This is a genomic window from Rhodanobacter sp. FW106-PBR-R2A-1-15, from assembly GCF_058789735.1.
Genome location: NZ_JBYTEM010000027.1, coordinates 35,165 through 57,699, shown reverse-complemented (window position 1 = coordinate 57,699; position 22,535 = coordinate 35,165). Strand labels below are relative to the sequence as shown.

The 22,535-nt window shown below is 68.3% G+C and carries 19 protein-coding genes and 2 riboswitches; of the genes, 11 read left to right on the top strand and 8 right to left on the bottom strand.

Annotation, left to right across the window (positions count from 1 at the left end; translation table 11 throughout):
* The 3 genes from AC3WTD_RS13815 to metX all read right to left on the bottom strand — a co-directional run bounded on the left by AC3WTD_RS13815 (position 1) and on the right by metX (position 3,376).
* Positions 1–1,083 carry a homoserine dehydrogenase family protein gene (locus AC3WTD_RS13815; protein ID WP_492614111.1) on the bottom strand — a complete coding sequence of 361 codons (1,083 nt, stop codon included), beginning with the start codon at positions 1,081–1,083 and terminating at the stop codon, positions 1–3.
* Positions 1,080–2,267 (bottom strand): cystathionine gamma-synthase, encoded by a 1,188-nt coding sequence (metB, locus tag AC3WTD_RS13810; RefSeq protein ID WP_492614110.1) that lies wholly within the window; start codon positions 2,265–2,267, stop codon positions 1,080–1,082. The genes AC3WTD_RS13815 and metB overlap by 4 nt, the downstream gene beginning before the upstream one ends.
* An 89-nt stretch (positions 2,268–2,356) precedes the next feature.
* On the bottom strand, positions 2,357–3,376 hold the full coding sequence (gene metX / locus AC3WTD_RS13805; RefSeq protein WP_492614109.1) for a homoserine O-succinyltransferase MetX: 1,020 nt from the start codon (positions 3,374–3,376) through the stop codon (positions 2,357–2,359).
* An 87-nt stretch (positions 3,377–3,463) separates the two neighbouring features.
* Positions 3,464–3,579, bottom strand: a riboswitch (SAM riboswitch).
* A gap of 173 nt (positions 3,580–3,752) precedes the next feature.
* Between metX and AC3WTD_RS13800 the strand changes: the two genes are divergently transcribed.
* The 7 genes from AC3WTD_RS13800 to AC3WTD_RS13770 all read left to right on the top strand — a co-directional run bounded on the left by AC3WTD_RS13800 (position 3,753) and on the right by AC3WTD_RS13770 (position 12,592).
* Positions 3,753–4,766, top strand: a complete 1,014-nt coding sequence (locus tag AC3WTD_RS13800; protein ID WP_492614108.1) for a cysteine synthase A — start codon at positions 3,753–3,755, stop codon at positions 4,764–4,766.
* 125 nt (positions 4,767–4,891) lie between these two features.
* On the top strand, positions 4,892–5,614 hold the full coding sequence (locus AC3WTD_RS13795; RefSeq protein ID WP_492614107.1) for a 2OG-Fe dioxygenase family protein: 723 nt from the start codon (positions 4,892–4,894) through the stop codon (positions 5,612–5,614).
* 94 nt (positions 5,615–5,708) lie between these two features.
* Complete coding sequence (locus AC3WTD_RS13790) at positions 5,709–6,071, top strand: DUF1304 domain-containing protein (protein ID WP_492614106.1); 363 nt, start codon at positions 5,709–5,711, stop codon at positions 6,069–6,071.
* Positions 6,072–6,084: 13 nt separating this feature from the next.
* Positions 6,085–6,939, top strand: a complete 855-nt coding sequence (locus AC3WTD_RS13785) for a M24 family metallopeptidase (RefSeq protein ID WP_492614105.1) — start codon at positions 6,085–6,087, stop codon at positions 6,937–6,939.
* Positions 6,846–7,250 (top strand): shikimate kinase, encoded by a 405-nt coding sequence (locus AC3WTD_RS13780; protein ID WP_492614118.1) that lies wholly within the window; start codon positions 6,846–6,848, stop codon positions 7,248–7,250. The genes AC3WTD_RS13785 and AC3WTD_RS13780 overlap by 94 nt, the downstream gene beginning before the upstream one ends.
* 96 nt (positions 7,251–7,346) lie before the next feature.
* Complete coding sequence (gene fusA / locus AC3WTD_RS13775) at positions 7,347–9,476, top strand: elongation factor G (RefSeq protein ID WP_492614104.1); 2,130 nt, start codon at positions 7,347–7,349, stop codon at positions 9,474–9,476.
* Positions 9,477–9,661: 185 nt separating this feature from the next.
* Positions 9,662–12,592, top strand: a complete 2,931-nt coding sequence (locus AC3WTD_RS13770) for a TonB-dependent receptor (protein WP_235642531.1) — start codon at positions 9,662–9,664, stop codon at positions 12,590–12,592.
* 67 nt (positions 12,593–12,659) lie between these two features.
* On the opposite strand, the gene AC3WTD_RS13765 is transcribed toward AC3WTD_RS13770, so the two are convergent.
* The gene (locus tag AC3WTD_RS13765; RefSeq protein WP_369490761.1) at positions 12,660–13,226 is read right to left on the bottom strand and encodes a manganese efflux pump MntP; all 567 of its coding nucleotides are present in this window, start codon (positions 13,224–13,226) and stop codon (positions 12,660–12,662) included.
* A 78-nt stretch (positions 13,227–13,304) separates the two neighbouring features.
* A riboswitch (yybP-ykoY riboswitch) is annotated at positions 13,305–13,398 on the bottom strand.
* A 171-nt stretch (positions 13,399–13,569) separates the two neighbouring features.
* Between AC3WTD_RS13765 and AC3WTD_RS13760 the strand changes: the two genes are divergently transcribed.
* A complete protein-coding gene (locus AC3WTD_RS13760) occupies positions 13,570–14,928 on the top strand; it encodes a M20/M25/M40 family metallo-hydrolase (RefSeq protein WP_492614117.1) in 1,359 nt (452 codons plus the stop codon).
* Positions 14,929–14,987: 59 nt separating this feature from the next.
* On the opposite strand, the gene AC3WTD_RS13755 is transcribed toward AC3WTD_RS13760, so the two are convergent.
* Genes AC3WTD_RS13755 through AC3WTD_RS13740 form a run of 4 tightly spaced genes read right to left on the bottom strand, consistent with a single transcriptional unit; the run spans position 14,988 to position 16,931 of the window.
* A complete protein-coding gene (locus AC3WTD_RS13755; RefSeq protein WP_492614103.1) occupies positions 14,988–15,752 on the bottom strand; it encodes an aquaporin in 765 nt (254 codons plus the stop codon).
* Between the two features lie 2 nt (positions 15,753–15,754).
* A complete protein-coding gene (locus AC3WTD_RS13750; RefSeq protein ID WP_369490767.1) occupies positions 15,755–16,138 on the bottom strand; it encodes an arsenate reductase ArsC in 384 nt (127 codons plus the stop codon).
* On the bottom strand, positions 16,135–16,593 hold the full coding sequence (locus AC3WTD_RS13745) for a VOC family protein (RefSeq protein WP_369490769.1): 459 nt from the start codon (positions 16,591–16,593) through the stop codon (positions 16,135–16,137). The genes AC3WTD_RS13750 and AC3WTD_RS13745 overlap by 4 nt, the downstream gene beginning before the upstream one ends.
* On the bottom strand, positions 16,590–16,931 hold the full coding sequence (locus tag AC3WTD_RS13740; RefSeq protein ID WP_369490771.1) for an ArsR/SmtB family transcription factor: 342 nt from the start codon (positions 16,929–16,931) through the stop codon (positions 16,590–16,592). Before AC3WTD_RS13740 ends, AC3WTD_RS13745 begins: the two co-directional genes overlap by 4 nt.
* Before the next feature lie 147 nt (positions 16,932–17,078).
* Between AC3WTD_RS13740 and AC3WTD_RS13735 the strand changes: the two genes are divergently transcribed.
* The 3 genes from AC3WTD_RS13735 to AC3WTD_RS13725 all read left to right on the top strand — a co-directional run bounded on the left by AC3WTD_RS13735 (position 17,079) and on the right by AC3WTD_RS13725 (position 22,535).
* On the top strand, positions 17,079–18,680 hold the full coding sequence (locus AC3WTD_RS13735; protein WP_492614102.1) for a peptide chain release factor 3: 1,602 nt from the start codon (positions 17,079–17,081) through the stop codon (positions 18,678–18,680).
* Positions 18,681–18,732: 52 nt separating this feature from the next.
* Positions 18,733–19,626, top strand: coding sequence for a CPBP family intramembrane glutamic endopeptidase (locus tag AC3WTD_RS13730; RefSeq protein WP_492614101.1), 894 nt, complete (start codon positions 18,733–18,735; stop codon positions 19,624–19,626).
* A 74-nt stretch (positions 19,627–19,700) separates the two neighbouring features.
* The gene (locus tag AC3WTD_RS13725) at positions 19,701–22,535 is read left to right on the top strand and encodes a response regulator (protein WP_492614100.1); all 2,835 of its coding nucleotides are present in this window, start codon (positions 19,701–19,703) and stop codon (positions 22,533–22,535) included.

The window sequence follows — 22,535 nt, the reverse complement described above, 5'->3', positions numbered from 1 at the left end:
TCAAGCCAGCGCCAGCACATCGCCCAGCAGCGCCTGCGCGGTCACCTCCGGCCCCGCGCCCGGCCCCTGGATCACCAGTGGCTGGGCGTGGTAACGGGTGGTGGTGAGCGCGAACTGGTTGTCGGTGCCGTACAGCCGCGCGGCCGGGTGGGTGAGTGGCACTTCGGCCAGGCCGACGCGGGCATGTCCGCGCTGGTTGAGCCGGGCCAGGAAGCGCAGCACGCAGCCGCGCGATTTCGCCTCGGCATGGCGCGCCGCCAGCGGTACGTCGAGTTCAGCAAGCCTTGCCAGGAACGCTTCGGTGTCCAGCGCGCGCAGCGACTCGGGCACCAAGCCTTCCACCTGCACTTCGTCGGTGCCCAGGGCGAAGCCGGCATTGCGGGCGATGATCAGCAGCTTGCGCGCCACGTCCTCGCCGGACAGGTCCGAGCGCGGATCGGGTTCGGTATAGCCGAGCTGGCGCGCCTCGCACAGCAGCTCGGAGAACGGACGGCTGCCGTCGTACTGGTTGAACAGCCACGACAGCGAACCGGAGAACACGCCTTCCAGGGTGAGCAGGCTGTCGCCGCAGGTGCGCAGGCGGCGCAGGGTGGACAGCACCGGCAGGCCGGCACCCACCGTGGCCGAGTCGCCGTAGCGGCCGCCAGTCGCCAGCGCCGCCTGCAGCGCGCGCCAGCCGGACAGTTCGCCGCCGGCCAGCGCCTTGTTCGCGGTGACCACGTGGTAGCCGTGCGCCAGCCACTCGGCGTGGCGCGCGGCCAGCGTCGCGCTGGCGGTGGCGTCGATGATCACCTTCACCGCCGCGTCGCTGGCGTCCAGCGCGGCGAGCAGGCTGACGTTGTCGCGCGGGACACCGTGCTGGTTCAGCTGCTCGCGCAGGTTGCGCCGGGCCAGGCTGGTCGGGTCGGTCTGCTGGCGCCGCGAGTTCGCCGCGCCGACCAGCCGCAGCGAACCCGCGGCGGTGGTGTTGAGCAGCTTCAGCAAGGCGCCGCCGACCACGCCGGTGCCGAACAGCACGATCGCGATGGTGGAGGACGCCTCGTTCGCGGCGCCCGTCGCGCGCTCGGCCAGCACCGCGCTCATGCAAGCACCCGGCGTTTGGACGTCCCTGCCGCCGCGGCGCGGAGCAGCGCCGCGTCGAGGTCGCGCAGCAGGTCGTCGCCGTCCTCGATGCCCACCGACAGCCGCAGCAGGCTGTCGGCGATGCCGGCGGTGCGGCGCGCTTCCGGCGCCATCGCGGCATGGGTCATGGTGGCCGGGTGCGCGATCAGGCTTTCCACGCCACCCAACGACTCGGCCAGCGAGAAATACCGCAAGCCGTTGACGAACGCCTCGATCTGCGCCAGGTCGCCGTCCAGCTCGAAGCTCAGCATCGCGCCGAAGCCCTGCTGCTGGCGTGCCACCAGCGCATGGCCGGGGTGGCTGGCCAGGCCGGGGTAATACACCTTGCGTACGGCAGCGTGCGCGTCCAGCCGTTCGGCGATGCGCGCGGCGTTTTCCTGGTGCTGGCGCAGCCGCACGCCGAGCGTGCGCAGGCCGCGCAGGGTCAGGTAGCTGTCGAACGGCGCGCCGGTGAGGCCGTTGCAGTTGGCCCACCACTTCAGCTGCTCGGCCAGCGCCGCGTCGCGCGCCACCGCCGCGCCGCCGACCACGTCGCTGTGGCCGTTGATGTACTTGGTGGTGGAGTGCACCACCACGTCGGCGCCGAGCAGCAGCGGCTGCTGCAGCGCCGGCGACAGGAAGGTGTTGTCCACCACCAGCAGCGCGCCGACGGCATGCGCGGCCTGCGCCACGTGGCGGATGTCGGTGATGCGTAGCAGCGGGTTCGACGGCGTCTCCACCCACACCAGCGCCGGCTTGCGCGACAGGCCGGCAGCCAGCGCCGCGCTGTCGGTGAGGTCGGCGAACTCGACCTGGAAGCGGCCCTTCTTCGCCCATGCATCGAGCAGCCGCCAGGTGCCGCCGTAGCAGTCGTGCGCCGCCAGCACGGTGGCGCCGGCCGGCACCAGTTCCAGCACGAGCGCCACCGCCGACATGCCGCTGGAGGTCACCACTGCGCCGGCGCCCTGCTCCAGGTCCGCCAGCGCCTCGCCGAGCAGGTCGCGGGTCGGGTTGCCGCTGCGCGAGTAGTCGTACGCGCGCTTGCGGCCGAAGCCGGCGAAGCTGTAGTTGGTCGACAGGTGCAGCGCGGGCACCACGGCGCCGTGCTGGGTGTCGCTCTCGATGCCGGCGCGCACGGCGCGGGTACAGGGGGTGGGCTCGGTCATCTCGATCTCCAGGTCTTTCGTCAGTCGGTGAATGCGGGTTCTTGGGTAGGGCGGGCACTGCCCGCCCTACGAAGGCAGTGCGCGCGCGGCTACGCGAGCGCTTCGCGCAGCAGCGGCGCGAGCTGTTCGGGTTCCTTCAGGAAGGCGTCGTGGCCGTACGGCGATTCGACCACCTCCAGCGTGGCCGGCCCATGCAGGCGACGCTGCAGCTCGCACAGGTCGGCCAGCGGCACCAGCCGGTCGGAGGGGAAGCCGATCAGCGTGGCCGGGACGGGAATCCGCTCGGGCTGCACGTCGTGCAGGTCGATCGACTCGGACAGCGCGAGGAAGCGGTCCGCATCGAAGCGCTCGACGAAGCGGCGACCCTGGTGTGCCAGGTAATCCTCGACCGGGAAGTGGAAGCGCTCCTCGCGCCACTCCGGCCCGCCGGCGAAGCGCCGGCCGAACTCGGCGCTGCCGCGGTAGGTGGTGATCGCCAGCTGGCGCGCCAGCGCCAGCGCCTCGTCGGCCTGGCCGCTGGCCTGGCCCAGCCGCACGATGCCGCGCTGCACGCTGCGCTGCGCGGTGCTGAGCGGATGCGGCCGGTGCGCGCCAGCCAGCAGCAGCAGGCGGTCCACGCTGCGCGGGTGCCGCGCGGCGAACGCCAGCGCCACCATCGCGCCGTAGGAGGAGCCGACGAAGGCATGCGCCTGCGCGATGCCCAATTCGCCCAGCAGCGCGGCCAGCGCATCGGCCTGGTCCTCGCTGGAGACCGAAGCGGCGCCGAGCCGGTCCGGGCTGAGCCAGTCGATGGACAGGACGCGCCAGCGCTCCAGGTCGATCGCCGCGCCGCGACCAACCAGCGCCTGCCACCAGCCCGGCGCCGTGGCGGCATCCAGCGCGGTGACGTCACGGTCGGCCGAGATACCGCCCTGCACGATCACGGTGGGCGCGCCCGCCGCCCCGCACCACAGGTAGTCCACGTCCACCTCGCGCGGGCCGCTGCCGTACTTCGGGCTGAGCCGCAGCCGGCGCGTGCCGCGCTGGGTGGCCAGCCGCGCGCGCGGTTCGGGGGCGGAGGGGAAGGCGGTGGCGGCTTCGCTGCTGCGGGCTTCGGGCTGGAACGTCATGGAACTTCTCCGGTCGGCATCGCCCTGCGAAGTACCGGAAAGGTCGCCAGCCCCGGTTTCGGCGGCAGACCGCCGCGAGCCGGATGACGCCCATCTTCCGGTGGGTGCCGCAGCACCTCCGCAGGAGTTGGCACCGTGGCGGAAGCGCTCCGCAGGTTGCCCCGGCTTCAAAGGGCCTGTCCCTCAGCCGGTCTCGATGAGTGGGACCGATATTGAATGTTGTGAGGCAGCCTGTCAATAGACGTCTAAACGTCTAGGCGTATATATGCCTATCTAACTGTGTCATCTGCCGTGCCGCCCCCGAGACTGAAGGAATTTCCTTTGGGATGCGGCAGGAAAGGAGCAAAATCGACATTTCTCCACGAAACCTTCATCCATGAGCATCCAGCCCGATCTCTCCGCCGCCATCGGCCGCACCCCGCTGCTGCGCCTGCGCCACGCCTCCGCCCTGACCGGCTGCGAGATCTTGGCCAAGGCCGAGTTCCTCAACCCCGGCGGCTCGATCAAGGACCGCACCGCGCTCGGCCTGCTGCTGGATGCCGAGCGACGCGGGCAGATCCACCCCGGCGGCCGCATCGTCGAGGGCACCGCCGGCAATACCGGGATCGGGCTGGCCCTGCTCGGCGCCAGTCGCGGCTACCGCAGCACCATCTTCATGCCCGACACGCAGAGCCGCGAGAAGATCGACGCGCTGCGCATCGCCGGCGCCGAGGTGCGGCTGGTGCCCGCGGTGCCGTACAAGGACCCGAACCACTACGCGCACCAGGCGCGCGCCCACGCCGAGGCGGCGAATGCGGCCGAGCCGGGCAGCGCATGGTTCGCCGACCAGTTCGACAACACCGCCAACCGCGACTGGCACGAGACCAGCACCGGACCGGAGATCTGGGACGACGTCGGTGGCCACGTCGACGGCTTCGTCTGCGCCGCCGGCACCGGCGGCACCCTGGCCGGCGTGGGCCGCGCGCTGAAGGCGCGCAACCCGCGCGTGCGCATCGCGCTGGCCGACCCGGCCGGCTCGGCGCTGGCCAGCTACATCAACACCGGCGAACTGGTCGCCAGCGGCAACTCGATCAGCGAGGGCATCGGCTCCAGCCGCGTCACCGCGAACTTCGACGGCGCGCCGATCGACCTGGCCTGGTCGATCCCGGACGACGAATCGGTGCCGCTGCTGCACCGCCTGCTGGCCGAGGAAGGCTGGTGCATCGGCGGCTCCAGCGGCGTCAACCTGGCCGGCGCGATCCGCCTGGCCCGCGAACTCGGCCCCGGCCACACCATCGTCACCGTGCTCGCCGACGCCGGTACGCGCTACCAGGCCAAGCTGTTCAACCCGGCGTTCCTGCGCGAAAAGAACATCCCAGTGCCGGACTGGCTCGCCACGGCCTTCCCGTAGGAGCCCGCTCGCGGGCGATGCTTTGAAAGCCGGGATTCGGGATTCGGGATTCGGGAGAGCATCGCCCGCAAGCGGGCTCCTACAAAACCAGCGCTGCCTTGCCGGCGTCCTGCTAACGTATCCGGATGACTCCCCTCCCCGACACGTCCGCGCTGCACGACCGGCTGCAGCGCGACGGCTTTGCCTTTGCCACCGCCGACATCATGCGCCACCTGCTGGACGCACCGACGCTGGGCGACTGGCCCGCCTTCGTCGCCAGTTGGAACGAGCTGGCGCCGGACACCTACCTCGCCGCCAGCGGCCGCCACCGGCGCCGCCGGCACGCCACGTTCTCCGTTGATGCCAATGGCGGCATCCGCCGCGAGGCGCACCAGCCGCACTACCAGAGCCTCAAGTACAACCCGTTGCAGGGCGACATCCAGCGCTGGTTCGAGCCGGTGCTGCCGGCGATCGCTGACGGCGCCAGCCTGCACCGCATCCTCGCCTTCTGTCATGACTGCTTCGGCGCGCTGGCCCCGGCTGTCAGCCACTGGCACGTCGAGGTGCACCAGTTCCGCATCGAGGCCCGTGCGGACGAGGCCGGCGAACCCACGCCCGAGGGCGTGCACCGCGACGGCGTCGACTACGTGCTGGTGCTGCTGATCGACCGCGAGAACATCGAGCGCGGCACCACCACCATCCATGCGCCGGACGGCCGCGAGCTGGGCAGCTTCACCCTCGCCCACGCCTTCGACGCGGCGCTGGTCGACGACCACCGCGTGTTCCACGGCGTCACTCCAGTCACCCCGCTCAACCCGCAACAGCCGGCGCACCGCGACGTGCTGGTGGTGACGTTCAAGGCGAACTAAGTGCAACCGGCTTCTGGCGCGGGCCGGGCGCAGGTATTGAACAGCCTCTGGGCTGCGCTACGCTGGCATACGCCTCGACCACACTGGAAATCGCATGTCCCTCGCCGCCAACCTCGTGATCGGCCTGCTCGCGCTGCTGCACGTCTGGTTCCTGATCCTGGAGATGTTCCTGTGGACACGGCCCTCCGGCCGCCGCGCGTTCGGCACCACGGCGGAATTCGCCGAGCAGTCGAAGGCGCTGGCCGCCAACCAGGGCCTGTACAACGGCTTCCTCGCCGCCGGCCTGGCGTGGGGACTGCTGCTCGGCAACGGTGGCGCCGGCTTCAGCGTCAAGCTGTTCTTCCTCGCCTGCGTGCTGATCGCCGGCATTTACGGCGGGCTGACCGCAGCCCGGAAGATCCTGCTGTTCCAGGCCCTGCCCGCGGCGGTTGCCCTGGTGCTGCTCCACCTCGCCTGACGGCTCACCAGCCATGACCTCCCTTCTGCGCGAAGCCGTCGGCCAGCGCTACGACCCAACCCTGATGCAGCGTGCTCGCGAGAAGAGCTGGGCCGCGCTGCACGGCATCCGCGCGCGCATGCACCCAGGCATCAGCGAGAACGAGGCGAAAGTCGAAGCCGCCGACGTATTTCGCGAGCTGGGTGTCGAGCGGCTGTGGCACCCGGCGATCATCCGCATCGGCGCGAACACCGTGAAAACCTACCGGCAGCGCTCCGAGCCCGGCGTGCGGCTGGGCGAGAACGACAGCTACTTCATCGACCTCGGCCTGGTCTTCGACGGCCACGAGGGCGATGTGGGCGACACTTTCGTGGTCGGCCACGCGCCGCAACGGCGGGCCTGCGCGGAAGCGGCGCGCGCGCTGTTCGGCGAAGTGGCTGACGCGTGGCGAATACAAGGGCTGAGCGGCCAGGCGCTGTACGCGTTGGCAGGCGAACGCGCCGCGGCGATGGGCTGGCAGTTCAATCACGCGATCAAGGGGCACCGGATCAGCGATTTCCCGCACGCGATCCACAAAGGCGGCGACCTCGGCGAACTGGAAGCATCGCCATCGAGCGGATTGTGGATGCTGGAAATCCAGCTCGCGCATCCGACCGAACCGTTCGGCGCGTTCCACGAGGACCTGCTCGTCGCACGAAGATCCTCGTCTATGGCAACTCCGGCTCCGGCAAGAGCACACTTGCCATGCTGCTGGCCAAACGACACGCGCTGGCCCACCTGGATCTCGACACCATCGTGTGGGAGCCGGGGCAGATTGCCGTGCTCCGTGCAGCCGAGGCCATCGCTGCGTCGCTGCATGAATTCCTTGACAGTCACGTTGCCTGGGTGATCGAAGGTTGCTACGGAGAGCTGGTGGAAGCCGCCGCGCCGCATTGCAGCGAGCTGGTATTCCTCAATCCCGGACGCGATGCCTGTCTCGCCAACAACACGCGTCGCTCGTGGGAGCCGCACAAGTACGCGTCGCCGGAAGCACAAGACGCCATGCTGATAAATCTGCAGGCATGGGTCAGTGGCTATTACGAACGCGACGACGACTGGTCGTATGGCCGTCATCGGCAGATCTTCGATGCCTTCGGCGGCAACAAGACGGAACACATCCAGGCGGTTCCGCTGCATACTGATTCAGTCGATCGCAGCTGATCGCCTGCACTTGTCGCCCATTGAAAATGCCGTCGACAGGAAGCACCTGAGCAGTCTCACCCTGCGCTTGCCGCAGCACTTTCCGGAAACCTGATCGTGGCCCGCAAGAAACCCCTCCCGCTCTACCGCAACATCGGCATCATCGCGCACATCGACGCGGGCAAGACCACGACCACCGAGCGCATCCTCTACTACACCGGGCGCAAGCACCAGATCGTCGACGTGCACGACACCAAGGACGGCAAGGGTTCCACCACCACCGACTACATGGAACAGGAGCGCAAGCGCGGCATCACGATCCAGTCGGCGGCGGTGACCGCGGAGTGGAAGGGCCACCAGATCAACGTGATCGACACCCCCGGACACGTCGACTTCACCATCGAGGTGAACCGCTCGCTGCGCGTGCTGGACGGCGCGGTGGTGGTGTTCGACGGCGTCGCCGGGGTGGAGCCACAGACCGAGACCAACTGGCGCCTGGCCGACCAGTACAAGGTGCCACGCCTCTGCTACGTCAACAAGATGGACCGTATCGGCGCGAATTTCGCGTATTGCGTGCAGGGTATCCGCGAGCGCCTTGGTGCCAACGCGCTGCTGTGCCAGGTGCCGCTGGGCAGCAGCGACGAGTTCGTCGGCATGGCCGACCTGGTCGCCGGCGTGGGCTACCTGTGGGCCTCCGACGACAAGGACAGCGTGTGGGAAACCGTGCCGCTGGAACAGCTTAAGGATCGCCTGACGTTCGGCGCCAGCGCCGACAACGCATGGATCGCCGACCTGCCGAAGCTGCGCCAGGACCTGCTGGAAACCGCGCTGGCGCTGGACGACGACGCGTTCGAGCGCCTGCTGAACACCGGCGGGTTCGACCCGGCCGTGCTCAAGCAGTGCATCCGCAAGGGCACCGTCACCGGCGCACTGGTGCCGGTGCTGTGCGGCTCGTCGTACAAGAACAAGGGCGTGCAGCAGCTGCTGGACGCGGTGGTCGATTATCTTCCCTACCCGGGCGAGAACGGCGGCATCGCGCTGGTCGACGAGGACGGCCACGTCGTCGGCGAACAGGCCGTCACCGACGACGCGCCGGCGCGCGCGCTGGCGTTCAAGGTGATCAACGACCAGTTCGGCACGCTCACCTTCTGCCGCATCTATTCGGGCGTGATCAAAAAGGGCGACACCCTGCTCAACGTCACCCGCGGCAGGAAGGAGCGCGTGGGCCGCATCGTCGAGGTGCAGGCCGACCACACCCGGGAAATCGACGAGGTGCGCGCCGGCGACATCTGCGCGTTCGTCTCGATGAAGGACACCGAGACCGGCGATTCGCTGTCCGACCCGGCGCATCCGGCACTGCTCGAACGCATGCGCTTTCCCGACCCGGTGATCAGCGTGTCGGTCGAGCCGAAGAACCGCGACGACGTCGACAAACTGTCCAGCGCGCTCTACAAGATGGTCAAGGCCGACCCGTCGCTGAAGCTCGAGGTGGACCAGGAAACCGGGCAGACCGTGCTCAAGGGCATGGGCGAGCTGCACCTGGAGGTGACAATCGACCGCATGCGCACCGAGCTGGGCGTGGAGGCGAACATGGGCAAACCGCGGGTCAGCTTCCGCGAGGCGTTCGGCAAGACCGTCGAGCACACCTACACGCACAAGAAGCAGACCGGCGGCTCCGGCCAGTTCGCCGAGGTGACGATGATCTTCGAGCCGGGCGAAGCGGGCTCGGGCGTGGTGTTCTCCGATGAGGTGGTCGGCGGCCGCGTGCCGCGCGAGTACATTCCCGCGGTGGAGCACGCGATCAAGGTCGAGGCGCAGGAGGGCCAGGTCGCCGGCTACGAAGTGGTCGACTTCGCCGCGCGCCTGATCGACGGCAAGTACCACGACGTCGACTCCTCCGCGCTGGCGTTCGAGATCGCCGCGCGGCAGTGCTTCCGCGAGGCGCAGAAGCTCAGCAGCCCGAAACTGCTGGAGCCGATCATGCGGCTCGAAGTGGTGATGGAGGCGGACTACCTGGGCGACGTCATCGGCGACATCAACCGCCGCCGCGGCACGGTCAGCGACCAGGGCCACAAAGGCAGTTCCGCCTTCGTGCAGGGCTTCGTGCCGCTGGCCGAAATGTTCGGCTACATCAACTTCCTGCGCTCGGCCACCCGCGGCCGCGGCACCTTCAGCATGGAGTTCGACCACTACCAGGAGGTGCCCGCCGGCATGGTGGAGAAACTGATGGAGAAGGAAGTGAAATAGCGCCGCGCTCGGCGCTGCGATGCTGCATTGCAGCGATTGGTGCCCTGCTCACTCGAACATGTATGCAGGAAAAATGGGGCTGGACACGCCGGCATGGTCTGGCAGTAGCATAGGCCGGTCGCGGAGCCGCCTCCGTCGGCGCCTGAGTGCCGGGGGGGCACTCGCCATTCCGACCGAGGGACGCCATGAGCTCTTTCCGCATGTCGCAGGCGCCGCGTGCGCCGTTCGCCCGTTTTCGTCTGCGGCCGCTGGCCGCCTCCTGCGCGGCCGTGCTGCTTGGCTTGACGCTGAGCGCTTCGGCCTCGGCACAGCAGGCACAGCCGCAGCCCCAACCGACCGACAACCAGACCGCGCCGGCCAAGCCGGACAGCAAGACCGCCGAAAAGAAGAACAAGAAATCCGAGAACACGGTCAGCAACCTCGACGCGATCGTCGTTACCGGCATCCGCGCCAGCATCGAGAACTCGCTGAAGGCGAAACAGAACTCCGACAACATCATCGAGGCGATCTCGGCTGAGGACATCGGCAAGCTGCCCGATGCGAGCATCGCCGAAAGCCTGTCGCGCGTGCCGGGCGTAGCTACCCAGCGCCTGAACGGCCGCGCCAACATGATCTCGATCCGCGGCCTGGACCCCGGTTTTGCCGGCACCACGCTGAACGGGCGCGAGCAGGCCACGATCGGCGAGAACCGCGGCGTCGAATACGACCAGTACCCGTCCGAGCTGATCAGCGGCGTGGCGATCTACAAGACGCCCGACGCCAGCCTGATCGGCCAGGGCCTGTCCGGCACCGTCGATCTGCACACGATCAAGCCGCTGGACCTGCCCGGCCCCGCCTTCGCGGTCAATGTGCGCGGCGAGCACACCACCAACGGCGACCTCAACCCGGGCGGCGGCGTGGGCGACATGGGCCATCGCGCCAGCATTTCCTACATCAACCAGTTCTTCGACCACACCCTGGGCCTGGCCGTGGGCTTCGCCCACCTCGACTCGCCGATCCAGGAAAAGCAGTACCAGGCCTGGTGGTGGAGCATGAACAACGGCCCGGGCAGCGCCGAGACCAATTGGTGGGCGCCGCACACGCCCGGCATGCCTGACGGCGTGATCTCGGAGGAGGGCATGCAACTGCGTGCGCAGTCACTGACCCAGAAACGCAGCGGCCTGATGGCCGTGCTGGAATGGGCGCCGGGCGACCACTACCACTCCACCCTGGACCTGTACCACTCCATCTTCGGCGAGAAGAAGTTCACCAACGGCGCGCAGTGGTCGAGCAACCCGTGGGACAACGTCAGCTATTCCAACGTCGGCGTCACGCCGGCGCAGCCCTACCCGATCGTCACCTCCGGCACCATCAGCGGCATCGCGCCGATCCTGCAGAACCAGTACACCAAGGAGCACGACAAGCTGTTCTCCGCCGGCTGGAACAACCAGTACGACTTCGACAACGGCTGGACCGCCACCGCGGACCTTTCGTACTCCAGCGCGAAGAAGAAGCTGCACGACGCCTACCTGTTCACCGGCCTGGCCGGCGGCGCCTTCACCAGCGTCGACTTCCGCACCCCGGCCGGCAACGGTTACCCGTACTTCTCGCCGGCGGTGAACCTGGCCGACCCGTCCCTGGTGGTGTTCACCGACCCGGGCGGCTACGGCTACAACGGCCGCCAGGAGTTCGACACCCAGAAGGACACCATCAAGGCCGTGCGGCTGGAGGTGAGCCACCCGCTGGGCTGGATCTTCAGCAGCATGAACCTGGGCGTGAACTACTCCGACCGCACCAAGACCAAGCGGGCCGATGTGCAGTTCGCCTGGCTCAACGGCAACGGCTCCACCCAGAGCACCTACGACAACCACTTCAGCGCGCCGGTGAACCCGGCCTTCCTGTGGTCGCCGACCACGCTCGGCTACGGCGGCATCCCCGGTGCGCTCAGCTACAACGTGCTGGGCGCGCTGGCGAACCAGTTCTACCTGACCCAGCGCAACAGCGAGGGCGACTGGAGCCGCAACTACACCGTGGAAGAGAAGGTCCCGGTGGCCTACGCCAAGTTCAACATCGACACCACGCTGGGCAGCGTGCCGCTGACCGGCAACGTGGGCGTGCAGTTCGTGCGCACCGACCAGTCCTCCACCGCGCTGCAGACCAACGGTGACACCCTGGTCGGCCGCATCAACGACGGCACGAAGTACAACAACGTGTTGCCCAGCCTGAACCTGGTGGCACATCTCACCGACCGCCAGTACTTGCGCTTCGGCTTCGCCAAGACCATGGCGCGCGGGCGCATCGATGACGAGAAGGTGTCTACCTCGGCCGGCCTGTCGAAGGTGCAGAACGGCCCGGCCGCCGGCCAGGTGCTGTGGTCCGGCAGCGGCGGCAACCCGAAGCTGAAGCCGTACGTGGCGGTGGGCACCGACCTCTCCTACGAGTTCTACTTCGGCAAGTCCAGCTACTTCGCCGCAGCGGCGTTCCACAAGAATCTGCTGAACTACATCTACAACCAGACCACGCTGAACTACGACTTCTCGCACTACACCAACAACGATCCCACGCTCACCCCGACCAGCAACATCGGCTCGTTCACCCGGCCAGCGAACGGCACCGGCGGCAAGATGGACGGTCTGGAGCTGTCCGGTGCGCTGGAAGGCGGGCTGCTGGCCGATGCGCTGGCCGGCTTCGGCGTGCAGGCCAGCTTCTCGCTGACTAACAGCAGCATCCCGCAAAAGGTCATTGGTTCCATTCCTGGTCCGAATCCGCCTACAACTTTGCCCGGTCTGTCGCGCAAGGTCGCCAACCTGGCGCTGTACTACGAGAAGTACGGCTGGTCGGTGCGCGTGGCCGAACGCTACCGCTCGTCGTTCAGTGGCGAAATCACACCCCGGTTCAACCAGATTGCCTACACCAAGATCCTGGCCAACCGGCAAACGGACCTGCAGGTGGGCTACGCGTTCTCCGAGGGCAGCCTGAACGGCCTGTCGCTGCTGCTGCAGGTCAGCAACCTCAGCAACACGGCGGACAAGAGCGTGCAGATCTCCGGCCTGCCCAACAACGTGCAGGTGGTGCGCCCGCTGGAGTACGACACCTGGGGCCGCACGGTGCTGTTCGGCGTGAACTACAAGCTGTAGGCCATCCCGCAACACGGCGGGAGCATAGAACCCGGGGAGCGATCCCCGGGTTTTTCATGGGCGCCCGTCAGGCGGAAAGATGCTCGTACAGGATCACCGCGCCCACCCCGATCAGGATGACGCCGCCGATGATCTCCGCGCGCCGGCCGACCATCGCGCTCAGCATGTGGCCGAGCATGATGCCCAGCGTGACCATGCTGAACGTGCACAGGCCGATCACCAGCGCCACCACGGCGATCGGCGTATCGACGAAGGCCAGCCCCACGCCCACCGCCAGCGCGTCGATGCTGGTGGACAGGCCGGTGACGGCGAGGCCGACGATGCCGTGCTTCTTCGCCTCGTCGACCGGCTCGCCGGAATCCGGCTGCACGCCGGCCCAGATCATGTGCAGGCCCAGCACCAGCAGCAGGCCGAACGCGATCCAGTGGTCCCAGGCCTCGATGTAGCGCGAGGCGCCCTTGCCCAGCAGCCAGCCGATCACCGGCGTGATCGCCTCGATCACGCCAAAGATCACGCCGGCGCGCATGGCCTGGGACAGCCGCGGACGCGTCATGGCGGCGCCCTTGCCGATCGCCGCGGCGAACGCGTCGGTGGACATGGCGAAGCCGAGCAGCAGGATGGAAACGGGATTCATGGGTTGCCATTCGGTCGGGCCAGGCGCAACGGCACGACGGCGCGCCCGACCGTCGTGGCGCCGTCAGCCGCTGGTCTCGCCAACCAGGATCGGTGTCTCCGCCACGGCAGCTCGTGCCGAGTATGTTGACGAAGACGCCTCGCGCGAGCGAGGCAGGCTACTCCCCAAGGGGTGTCGCGCCGGCGGCAGCACCGCCAGCGCGGCGGCTAGGTTAGCACGACCACGCGGTGAATCCGGCATGTGCAGGCAGCGGGGCCGCCGCGCATACTCGGGCTCCATTCACCACAAGCACAGGCAACCCCACATGGGATCAGCATGCACACTCGGACTCGCCGCCACGGCCATGCTGGTCTTCTGCACCGGCATCGGCACGGCTCATGCCGGCAGCGCCGCTGAAGCATTGCCCGAGACCATGGCCATGCTGAAACACGCCATCAGCCTTCCCACGGTCGAGGGCCAGCACCAGGTGCCGGTGCTGGCCGCGTACCTGGCCGACAAGCTCAAGGCCGCGGGCTTCGCCGCCGGCGACGTCGAGATCGTCCCGGTGGGCGAAACCGCCGCACTGGTCGCACGTTACCGCGGCACCGGTGAAGGCAAGCCGATCCTGCTGTCCGGGCACATGGACGTGGTGGCGGCCAAGCGCCAGGACTGGACCCGCGACCCGTTCACCCTGATCGAGGAGAACGGCTACCTCTACGGCCGCGGCACCGCCGACATGAAGACCGCGGTGGTGGTGCTGGTCGAAACACTGATCCGGCTCAGGCGCGAGGGCTTCAAGCCGCGCCACGACCTGATCCTGCTGCTGTCCGGCGACGAGGAGACCACGATGGCCTCGACCCGCGAGCTGGCCAAGCGCTATCACGACGCCGAATTCCTGCTCAACGCCGACGCCGGCGGCGGCACGCTGAACCCCGACACCGGCAAACCCGCGCTGTACCAGATCCAGGCCGCCGAGAAGACCTACGCGGACTTCCGGATCAGCCTCACCTCGCCCGGCGGGCACTCCAGCGAACCCACCGCGGACAACGCGATCTACCGACTGGCGCGCGTCATCGACCGCGTCGCCGGCCACCAGTTTCCGCCGCAGAGCAGCGAGATCACGCTCGCCTCGCTGCGCGCGCTCGGCGCCCACACACCCGGCCCACTCGGTGCGGCGATGACGCAGTTCGCCGCCCATCCCGACGATGCCGCTGCCGCGGCCACCATCTCGGCCGACCCCGCCTACGTCGGGCAGATCCGCACCACCTGCGTGGCGACCATGCTCAACGGCGGCCATGCGCTCAACGCGCTGCCGCAAGGCGCCAGCGTCAACATCAACTGCCGCATCTTCCCGGGCACGCCGGTCGACAGCGTGCGCGACACGCTGGTCAAGGTGATCGACGACAAGTCCGCCAGCGTGACCGTGCAATCGCCCCCACCGGTGGCCAGCCCCGCCTCGCCGCTGCGCCAGGACGTGATCGCCGCCGTCACCGAAGCCGTGCACGCCCGCTACCCCGGCGTGGACGTGGTGCCCGGCATGTCCGCCGGCGCCTCCGACAGCATGTACTTCCGCAACGCTGGCGTTTCCAGCTACGGCATCGACGCCGCCTTCACCAAACCCGACGACAGCTTCGCCCACGGCCTCAACGAGAAGCTGCCGGCCTCGGAAGTCGAGGCAGGGCTGGAGTTCTGGCATCGGGTGCTGAGGCAACTGGCGAAGTGATGCACTTGGCGGGGCCCACGAAATGCCAACTCCCGAGCGAGGACAGATGTTGGAATAACTTAACCTGACCCCGTTCCAGCCCGCCTGAAAGCAGCCAGCTGACCGAGCCGACGCAGCCGGCCGCTCGGCGCGGAAGTGCCTTCGCTCTCGGCCGACCGCCACGCCGTGTCGGCGGGGCGTTCATCCAGGGCGAAAGCCACCACTAGCGCGAACGCCATGCCCGTGAACTGTGCCGCCACGAAGCCCACTACGTCGCCGGGGCGGATGCCGGCGAAGGACTGCGTGAATGCCCTCGCCAGGGTGACCGCGGGGTTGGCAAAGGAGGTGCTGGCGGTGAACCAGTACGCCGCGAAGATGTAGCTCGCCACCAGGCCTGGCATGGCCGCAGGCCGCGAACGCATGCCAAGCAGAATCGTCAGCAGCAGTCCGGCGGTGGCGACGCCTTCGCTCAGCCACTGAGCCGGCCCCGTGCGCGCGTGCACGCCGGGCTGCCACAGCGGCTGGCCAAACATCGCATGCGCCAGCAGTACACCGCCGATGGCGGCGACGAGCTGCGCGGCGACGTAGGCAATCGCTTCGGTCGTGCGCAGCTCGCCGCGCAAGCGCATCGCTACGGTCACGGCCGGGTTGAAGTGCGCGCCGGAGATGGGGCCAAGCACGGCGATCAGCACGTACAGGATGGCCGCCGTGGCACCCGCGTTGGCCAGCAGCGCGATACCGTCATTGCCGCCGGACAGCGCCGCCCCCATGATGGCGGAGCCCACCACCGCAGCGAGCAGCACACCGGTACCGAGGAACTCGGCGGTCAGCCGTCGCATGAGCATCACTACAGTTCCGTCAGCAGCTGCCTGACCCGCGCGGAAATCTCGTCGCGCACCGCGCGATAGCCGTCGTCGTCCAGGTGTTTCGGGTCGGGCAGGTTCCAGTCCTCACGCCGCTTCGCCGGCACCCAGGGGCACTGGTCGCCGCAGCCCATGGTGACGACCGCGTCGAACTCGCCGCCGACGTCGTCCAGCGACTTCGACGCGTGCCTGGTCAGGTCGTAGCCGAGCTCGGCCATGAAACGCACCGCCTTGGGGTTGATCCTGCCGGACGGGGCCGAGCCGGCGCTCAGCGCCTCGACGGCATCGCCGCCATGAAGGCGCGCGAACGCCTCGGCCATCTGGCTGCGGTTGGAGTTTTCGACGCAGACGAACAGGACGCGTTTCATCGCGGCGCGCAGCACGCCCGGCCTTCGGCAACCTGCGGCCTCGCCGTGCACATGTCAGGCGTGCAAGTTGCGCCATCGGCCGCGCAGTAGGTCGTCGCTTCGCCCAAAGTGTGAAAAGTCTCCCAGCGCGTGCCCTGCGGATCTTCGGTCCGGAGCTTGTCGGAACGCGCGTAGCCGCAGGCGGCCGCGCCCTGCGGCACCACGGCGCCGCCGGCGGCCTCCAAGCGCGGGCCGAGCGCCGCAAGTTCCTCGGCGCTATCGACCTGCAACCCAAGGTGATCGATGCCCGGGGTCCGGCCAGCGCTGGAGATCGCCAAGTTGAGCCGCGGATCCTCCAGCCTCCACTTGGCGTAGTCGTGCTTCAGCACGCCCGGTTCGGCGGCGAACAGCCTGGTATGGAAGCGGATGCTGCCGGCGAGGTCGGCAACATCGAGGTGTAGGTGGAATCGTTTCATTTCTTCGCTCCGGTCTTGCGCGGCGTGCAGGAAACGGCCGGCCCGCAATCCGCGGTTCCAGCGCAGCAGTTCTCGGTGAGGTAGGCCAGCAGGGCGTTCATCTGCCGATAGTTGGCGCGAACGCGGATCACCCGCCCCTCGCGCTGGTCTTCCACCAGCGCAGCGGCCCGCAGCACGTTGAGGTGTGCGCTCAGCGTGGCCGGCGGAAGGTCGAGCTGCTCACGCAACTCGCCGACGGAAAGGCCGTCGTGGCCGGCCTGCACCAGCCGGCGGAACGCGGCCAGGCGGGACTCGTGGCTCAATGCGCCAAGGGAGGCAAGCGCGGTTCGGGTATTCATGGTTCCATGGTTTTGGAATAATGGAAACATGTCAAGCGGGTCATGCCGAAGCCCGGCCGCAGGCGGGCGGCGGGTCATCGCCGCGCCAGGGTCCTGACCCGATCCACGCTACAATTACCGGTTCGCGCTCAAGTCGACCCGCTCTCCATGCCCACCCATCTCGACGAAACCCGCCGCCGCCGCAGCTTCGCCATCGTCAGCCACCCCGACGCGGGCAAGACCACGCTGACCGAGAAACTGCTGCTGTTCGGCGGCGCGATCCAGATGGCGGGCAGCGTGAAGAGCCGCAAGACGGCGCGTCACGCCACCTCGGACTGGATGGCGCTGGAGAAGGAGCGCGGCATCTCGGTGACCTCGTCGGTGATGCAGTTCCCCTACGAGGGCAAGATCGTCAACCTGCTCGACACGCCGGGCCACGCGGATTTCTCCGAGGACACCTACCGCGTGCTGACCGCGGTGGATTCGGCACTGATGGTGATCGACTGCGCCAAGGGCGTGGAGGAGCGCACCATCAAGCTGATGGAGGTGTGCCGCCTGCGCGACACGCCGATCATGACCTTCATCAACAAGCTCGACCGCGAGGGTCGCTCGCCGATCGAGCTGCTGGACGAGGTGGAGTCGGTGCTGGGCATCGCCTGCGCGCCGCTGACCTGGCCGATCGGCATGGGCAAGCGGCTGAAGGGCGTGTACCACCTGGCGCTGGACGAGGTGCACATCTTCGAGCAGGGCAAGAATTTCACCCGGCAGGATTCGACCATCTTCCAGGGCCTCGACGCGCCCGGCCTGGCCGAGAAGATCGGTGCCGAGGCGATGCGCGAGCTGCGCGAGGAACTGGAGCTGGTGCAGGGCGCCGCGCCCTCGTTCGATCTCGGCGAGTACCTGGCCGGGCGGCAGACGCCGGTGTTCTTCGGCTCGGCGGTGAACAACTTCGGCGTGCAGCTGCTGCTGGACTTCTTCGTCGAACACGCGCCCAGCCCGCGCCCGCGCGCCACCGCCACGCGCGAGATCCAGCCGGAGGAGGAGAAGCTTTCCGGCTTCGTGTTCAAGATCCAGGCCAACATGGACCCGGCGCACCGCGACCGCGTGGCCTTCATGCGCGTGTGCTCGGGCACCTACGCGGCCGGCATGAAGATGATCCAGACCCGCACCGGCAAGGAAGTGCGCATCGCCAACGCGCTGACCTTCATGGCCAGCGACCGCGAGATCGTGGAGACGGCCTACCCCGGCGACGTGATCGGCCTGCACAACCACGGCACCATCGCCATCGGCGACACCTTCACCGAAGGCGAGCTGGTCACCTTCACCGGCATTCCGAACTTCGCGCCAGAATTGTTCCGCCGCGCGCGGCTGCGCGACCCGCTGAAGATGAAGGCGCTGCACAAGGGCCTGGCACAACTTTCCGAGGAAGGCGCCACCCAGTTCTTCCGCCCGCTGATGTCCAACGACCTGATCCTGGGTGCGGTCGGCGTGCTGCAGTTCGAGGTGGTCGCCTACCGGCTGAAGGACGAATACAACGTGGACGCCAGCTTCGAGCCGGTGACAGTGACCACCGCACGCTGGGTGCACTGCGACGACCCGAAGAAGCTGGAGGAATTCCGCGAAAAGAATGCGATGAACCTCGCGCTGGACGCGGCCGGCGAGCTGGTCTACATCGCGCCGACGCGGGTCAACCTGCAGCTGGCGCAGGAGCGCTGGCCACAGGTGCGCTTCGCCGCCACCCGCGAGCACGCGGCGGCGGTGGAGCTGTAGCCGCAACGCCACCGCACTGCTAACGTGCGGGGCTTTGCCGGGGGAGCCACGCATGCACGACCAGGCCATCGCCTTCACCACGCCGCCCGGAGCGCCACGCCAGCAGCGCTGGCTGCTTTCCCCGCCGGGGCGGATCGCGATCTTCGTGGCCTGGCTGGTCGGCCTGATGGTGATGCTGCGGTTCGGCTTCCTTGCGCTGGGCATGGGCAAGGACACGCCGGTCCTGCAGCAGAACCTGGCGCAGTTCGTCGCCCGTGCGCTGGTGCCGCTGGCGGCTTACCTGATCCTGGTGAAGCTGGTCGAACGCCGGGCACTCGTCGAGCTGGCGCCACGCTCGCTGCTGCCGCAGGGCCTGCTCGGCGCATTGTGTGGGCTGCTGCTGTTCAGCGCCGTGGTGGCCGTGCTGTGGCTGGCCGGCAGCTACCAGGTGAGCGCGTTCCAGCCGCACGCACCGTGGTTGGGTGCGCTGCTGGTGGTGGGTCTGGGCGCTGGCATCGGCGAGGAGATCGTCTTCCGCGGCGTGCTGTTCCGCATCGTGGAGGAAGGCCTGGGCACCTGGTGGGCGCTGGGCATTTCCGCGCTGCTGTTCGGCGCGATCCACCTCGCCAACCCCGGCGCCACGCTGTGGAGCTCGGCGGCCATCGCGATCGAGGCCGGCCTGCTGTTCGGCATGGTCTACCACGTGACCCGCTCGCTGCCGGTGTGCATGGGCCTGCATGCAGCATGGAACTTCGCCCAGGGCACGATCTACGGCATCCCGGTTTCCGGCACCCCCGCCGACGGCTGGCTGGTTTCCACCCGCAGCGGCCCGGACTGGCTTACCGGCGGCGCGTTTGGCGCCGAGGCATCGGTGATCGCGCTGGCGTTGTGCTCGCTGGGCACGCTCGGCCTGCTGGCCGTGGCGCGGCGGCGCGGCTCGATCGTGCCGCCGGTCTGGCGTCGCTGAAGCGATGACTGCCGCCGCGCCTGCCCCGCGCCAGACCTGCGATAGGCGCAGCGACAAGCTGCGATAATGTGCGTATGGCACCGACCCGAACATCCAATACCTGGCTGGCCAACCAGCCGTTGCAGCACAAGATCATGCTGGCCATCGGCCTGCTGCTGGGGCTGTTCCTGCTGGCCAACGCGATCAGCGTGCGCTCGATGCGCCAGCAGGAGGATGACCGCGGCTGGTCGATGCACACCTACCAGGTGCTGCTGCAACTGGACCATGTGCTGCAATCGATGCAGGCCAGCCAGGTTGGCGCCCGCGGCTACCTGCTGACCCAGAATGCCGCAGAACTCTACGCCTTCGAGAGCGCCAGCCGGAACCTGCACACCGATCTCGCGCGGCTGCGCGGACTGATGTCGGACAACCCGCTGCAGCTGTCGCGCGTGGACAAGGTGGAGGAGATGGCGCAGCTGTGGCAGCGCGAGTTCCGCAGCGGTGTGGTCGACGCCCTCGCCGGCCTGGACACGCTCGACCCCGTGCAGGCCGCGCTGCAGCGGCAGCGCATCCAGTCCGACTACCTGAAACACCGCAGCATCAGCGCGAAGGAAATCAAGGACATCATCACGCAGATGACGCTGGACGAGGAGCGGTTGCTGTCCACACGCAACCGGCGCCTGGACCGGACCATCACCATCACCCGCACGGTCGACCTCGTGGCGGCCGCGCTCGCCATCCTGTTCGGCGTGGCGGTGATCCGGCTGACCCTGCGCCTGGTGACCCGCCCGCTGCGCGGCCTGACCGACCAGCTGACCCGGCTGGCGAACCACGACCACGATTTCGAGATCCGCCGGATCGACCGCCGCGACGAGATCGGCGAGATCGCCCGCGCGCTGCAGGTGTTCAGGCAGATGTCGATGGAGACCGAGGCGCAGAGCCGGATCAAGCAACAAGTGTCCGACGTTGCCCACCTGCTGCTGCAGGCCACCACGCACAAGGAGTTCGCGCAGTGGCTGACCAGCGCGCTGGTGCCGCTGTGCAAGGCTGGCGTGGGCCTGTTCTATTCCTACGACGACGCGCGCCAGCGGCTCGACCTGCTCGGCAGCTACGGCCTGCGCCTGAGCAATCGTTCGGCCGACCAGTACATGCCTGGCGAGGGCCTGGTCGGGCAGTGCGCGATCGAGCGCAAGCCGATCATCCTGGACGACGTGCCGGCTGACTACCTGCACATCGACTCCGGCAGCGGCGAGGCACTGCCCGGCCACATCGTGATCCTGCCGGTGCTGTACCGCGACACCCTGATCGGCGTGCTGGAACTGGCCGGCTTCACCCCGCCGACCCCGCTGCTGCGACAGTTGCTGAACGAACTGCTGCCGCTGGTGGCGCTGAGCCTGGAGAACCTCAACCACGCGGTCAGCGTGCAGGGTCTTCTGCTGCGCACGCAGGAGCAGGCCGACGAGCTGCGCGTGTCCGAACTGGTGATGCGCCAGCAGAAGGAGGTGCTGCGCAACAACAACGACGCCCTGCAGGCGAAGACCGAAGAACTGGAGGAGCAATCCCGGCGGCTGATCGCCTCCGAAGAGGAACTGCGCATACAGGCCTGCGAGCTGCAGGCGTCGAACGAGGAACTGCGCGAGAAGACCGACAGCCTCAACCGGCAGAAGTACGTGCTGGAGGATCTGCAACAGGAAACCGCCGACAAGGCCGCCGAACTGGCACGTGCCAGCCAGTACAAGTCCGAGTTCCTCGCCAACATGTCGCACGAGTTGCGCACGCCGCTGAACAGCCTGCTGATCCTGTCGCGCGACCTGGCCGGCAACGCCGGCGGCAACCTGGACGCGGAGCAGGTCGAGTCGGCGCAGATCATCCATGACGCCGGCAACGCCCTGCTGCACCTGATCAACGACATCCTCGACCTGTCCAAGATCGAGGCCGGCAAGATGGCGCTGGTGATCGACGAGCTGCCGCTGGCCGAGCTGGTGCAGCGCCTGCGCCGCACTTTCGCCCACGTCGCCGTGCAGAAATCGCTGGGGCTGACGCTGGAGGTCGAAGCCGGGCTGCCGGCGACCCTGCGCACGGATTGCGCCCGGCTGGAACAGATCGCCAACAACCTGCTCGGCAATGCCTTCAAGTTCACCACCGAAGGTGCGGTGGGCCTGCACATCGGTCGTCCTGACCAGCTCGACGTGCCCGACTCGCTGCAGGGCCAGCTGCTGCTGGCGCTGACCGTCAGCGACACCGGCATCGGCATTCCCGCCGACAAGCTCGAACACATCTTCAACGCGTTCGAGCAGGTGGACGCCGGCACCAGCCGGCAGTTCGGCGGCACTGGCCTGGGTCTGGCCATTTCGCGGCGAATGGCGAGGCTGCTCGGCGGCGAGCTGGTCGTGCGCAGCGAACCGGGTCGCGGCAGCCGCTTCACCGTGCTGTTGCCGGAGGAGCCGCCGGCGACCGCGTCGGCGCAGTCGGAGGCCACGCCCGACCGGCAGGATGCCGCACCGTACGCCGTGACCGTCGCCACCACCGCCCAGCCGGCGGCCGTCGGCGGCGAGCTGGCCGGCCGCCGCGTGCTGCTGGTGGACGACAACGTGCGCAACCTGTTCGCGCTGTCCAAGGTGCTGCGCGGCTGGGGCATGCAGGTGAGCCTGGCGCAGGACGGCGCCAAGGCGCTGCGCATGCTGGCCGACGAGGCGATGCCGGAGCTGCTGCTGATCGACGTCATGATGCCGGGCATGGACGGTTACGAGATGATCCGCACGATCCGTACGCAACCGCGCTACGGCGCCCTGCCGATCATCGCGCTGACCGCCAAGGCGATGCACGGCGACCGCGAGAAGTGCCTGGCAATGGGTGCCAGCGACTATCTGTCCAAGCCGATCGATCTCGACCTCCTGGCGGTCACCATGCTGGCCTGGCTGCGTCGTTGA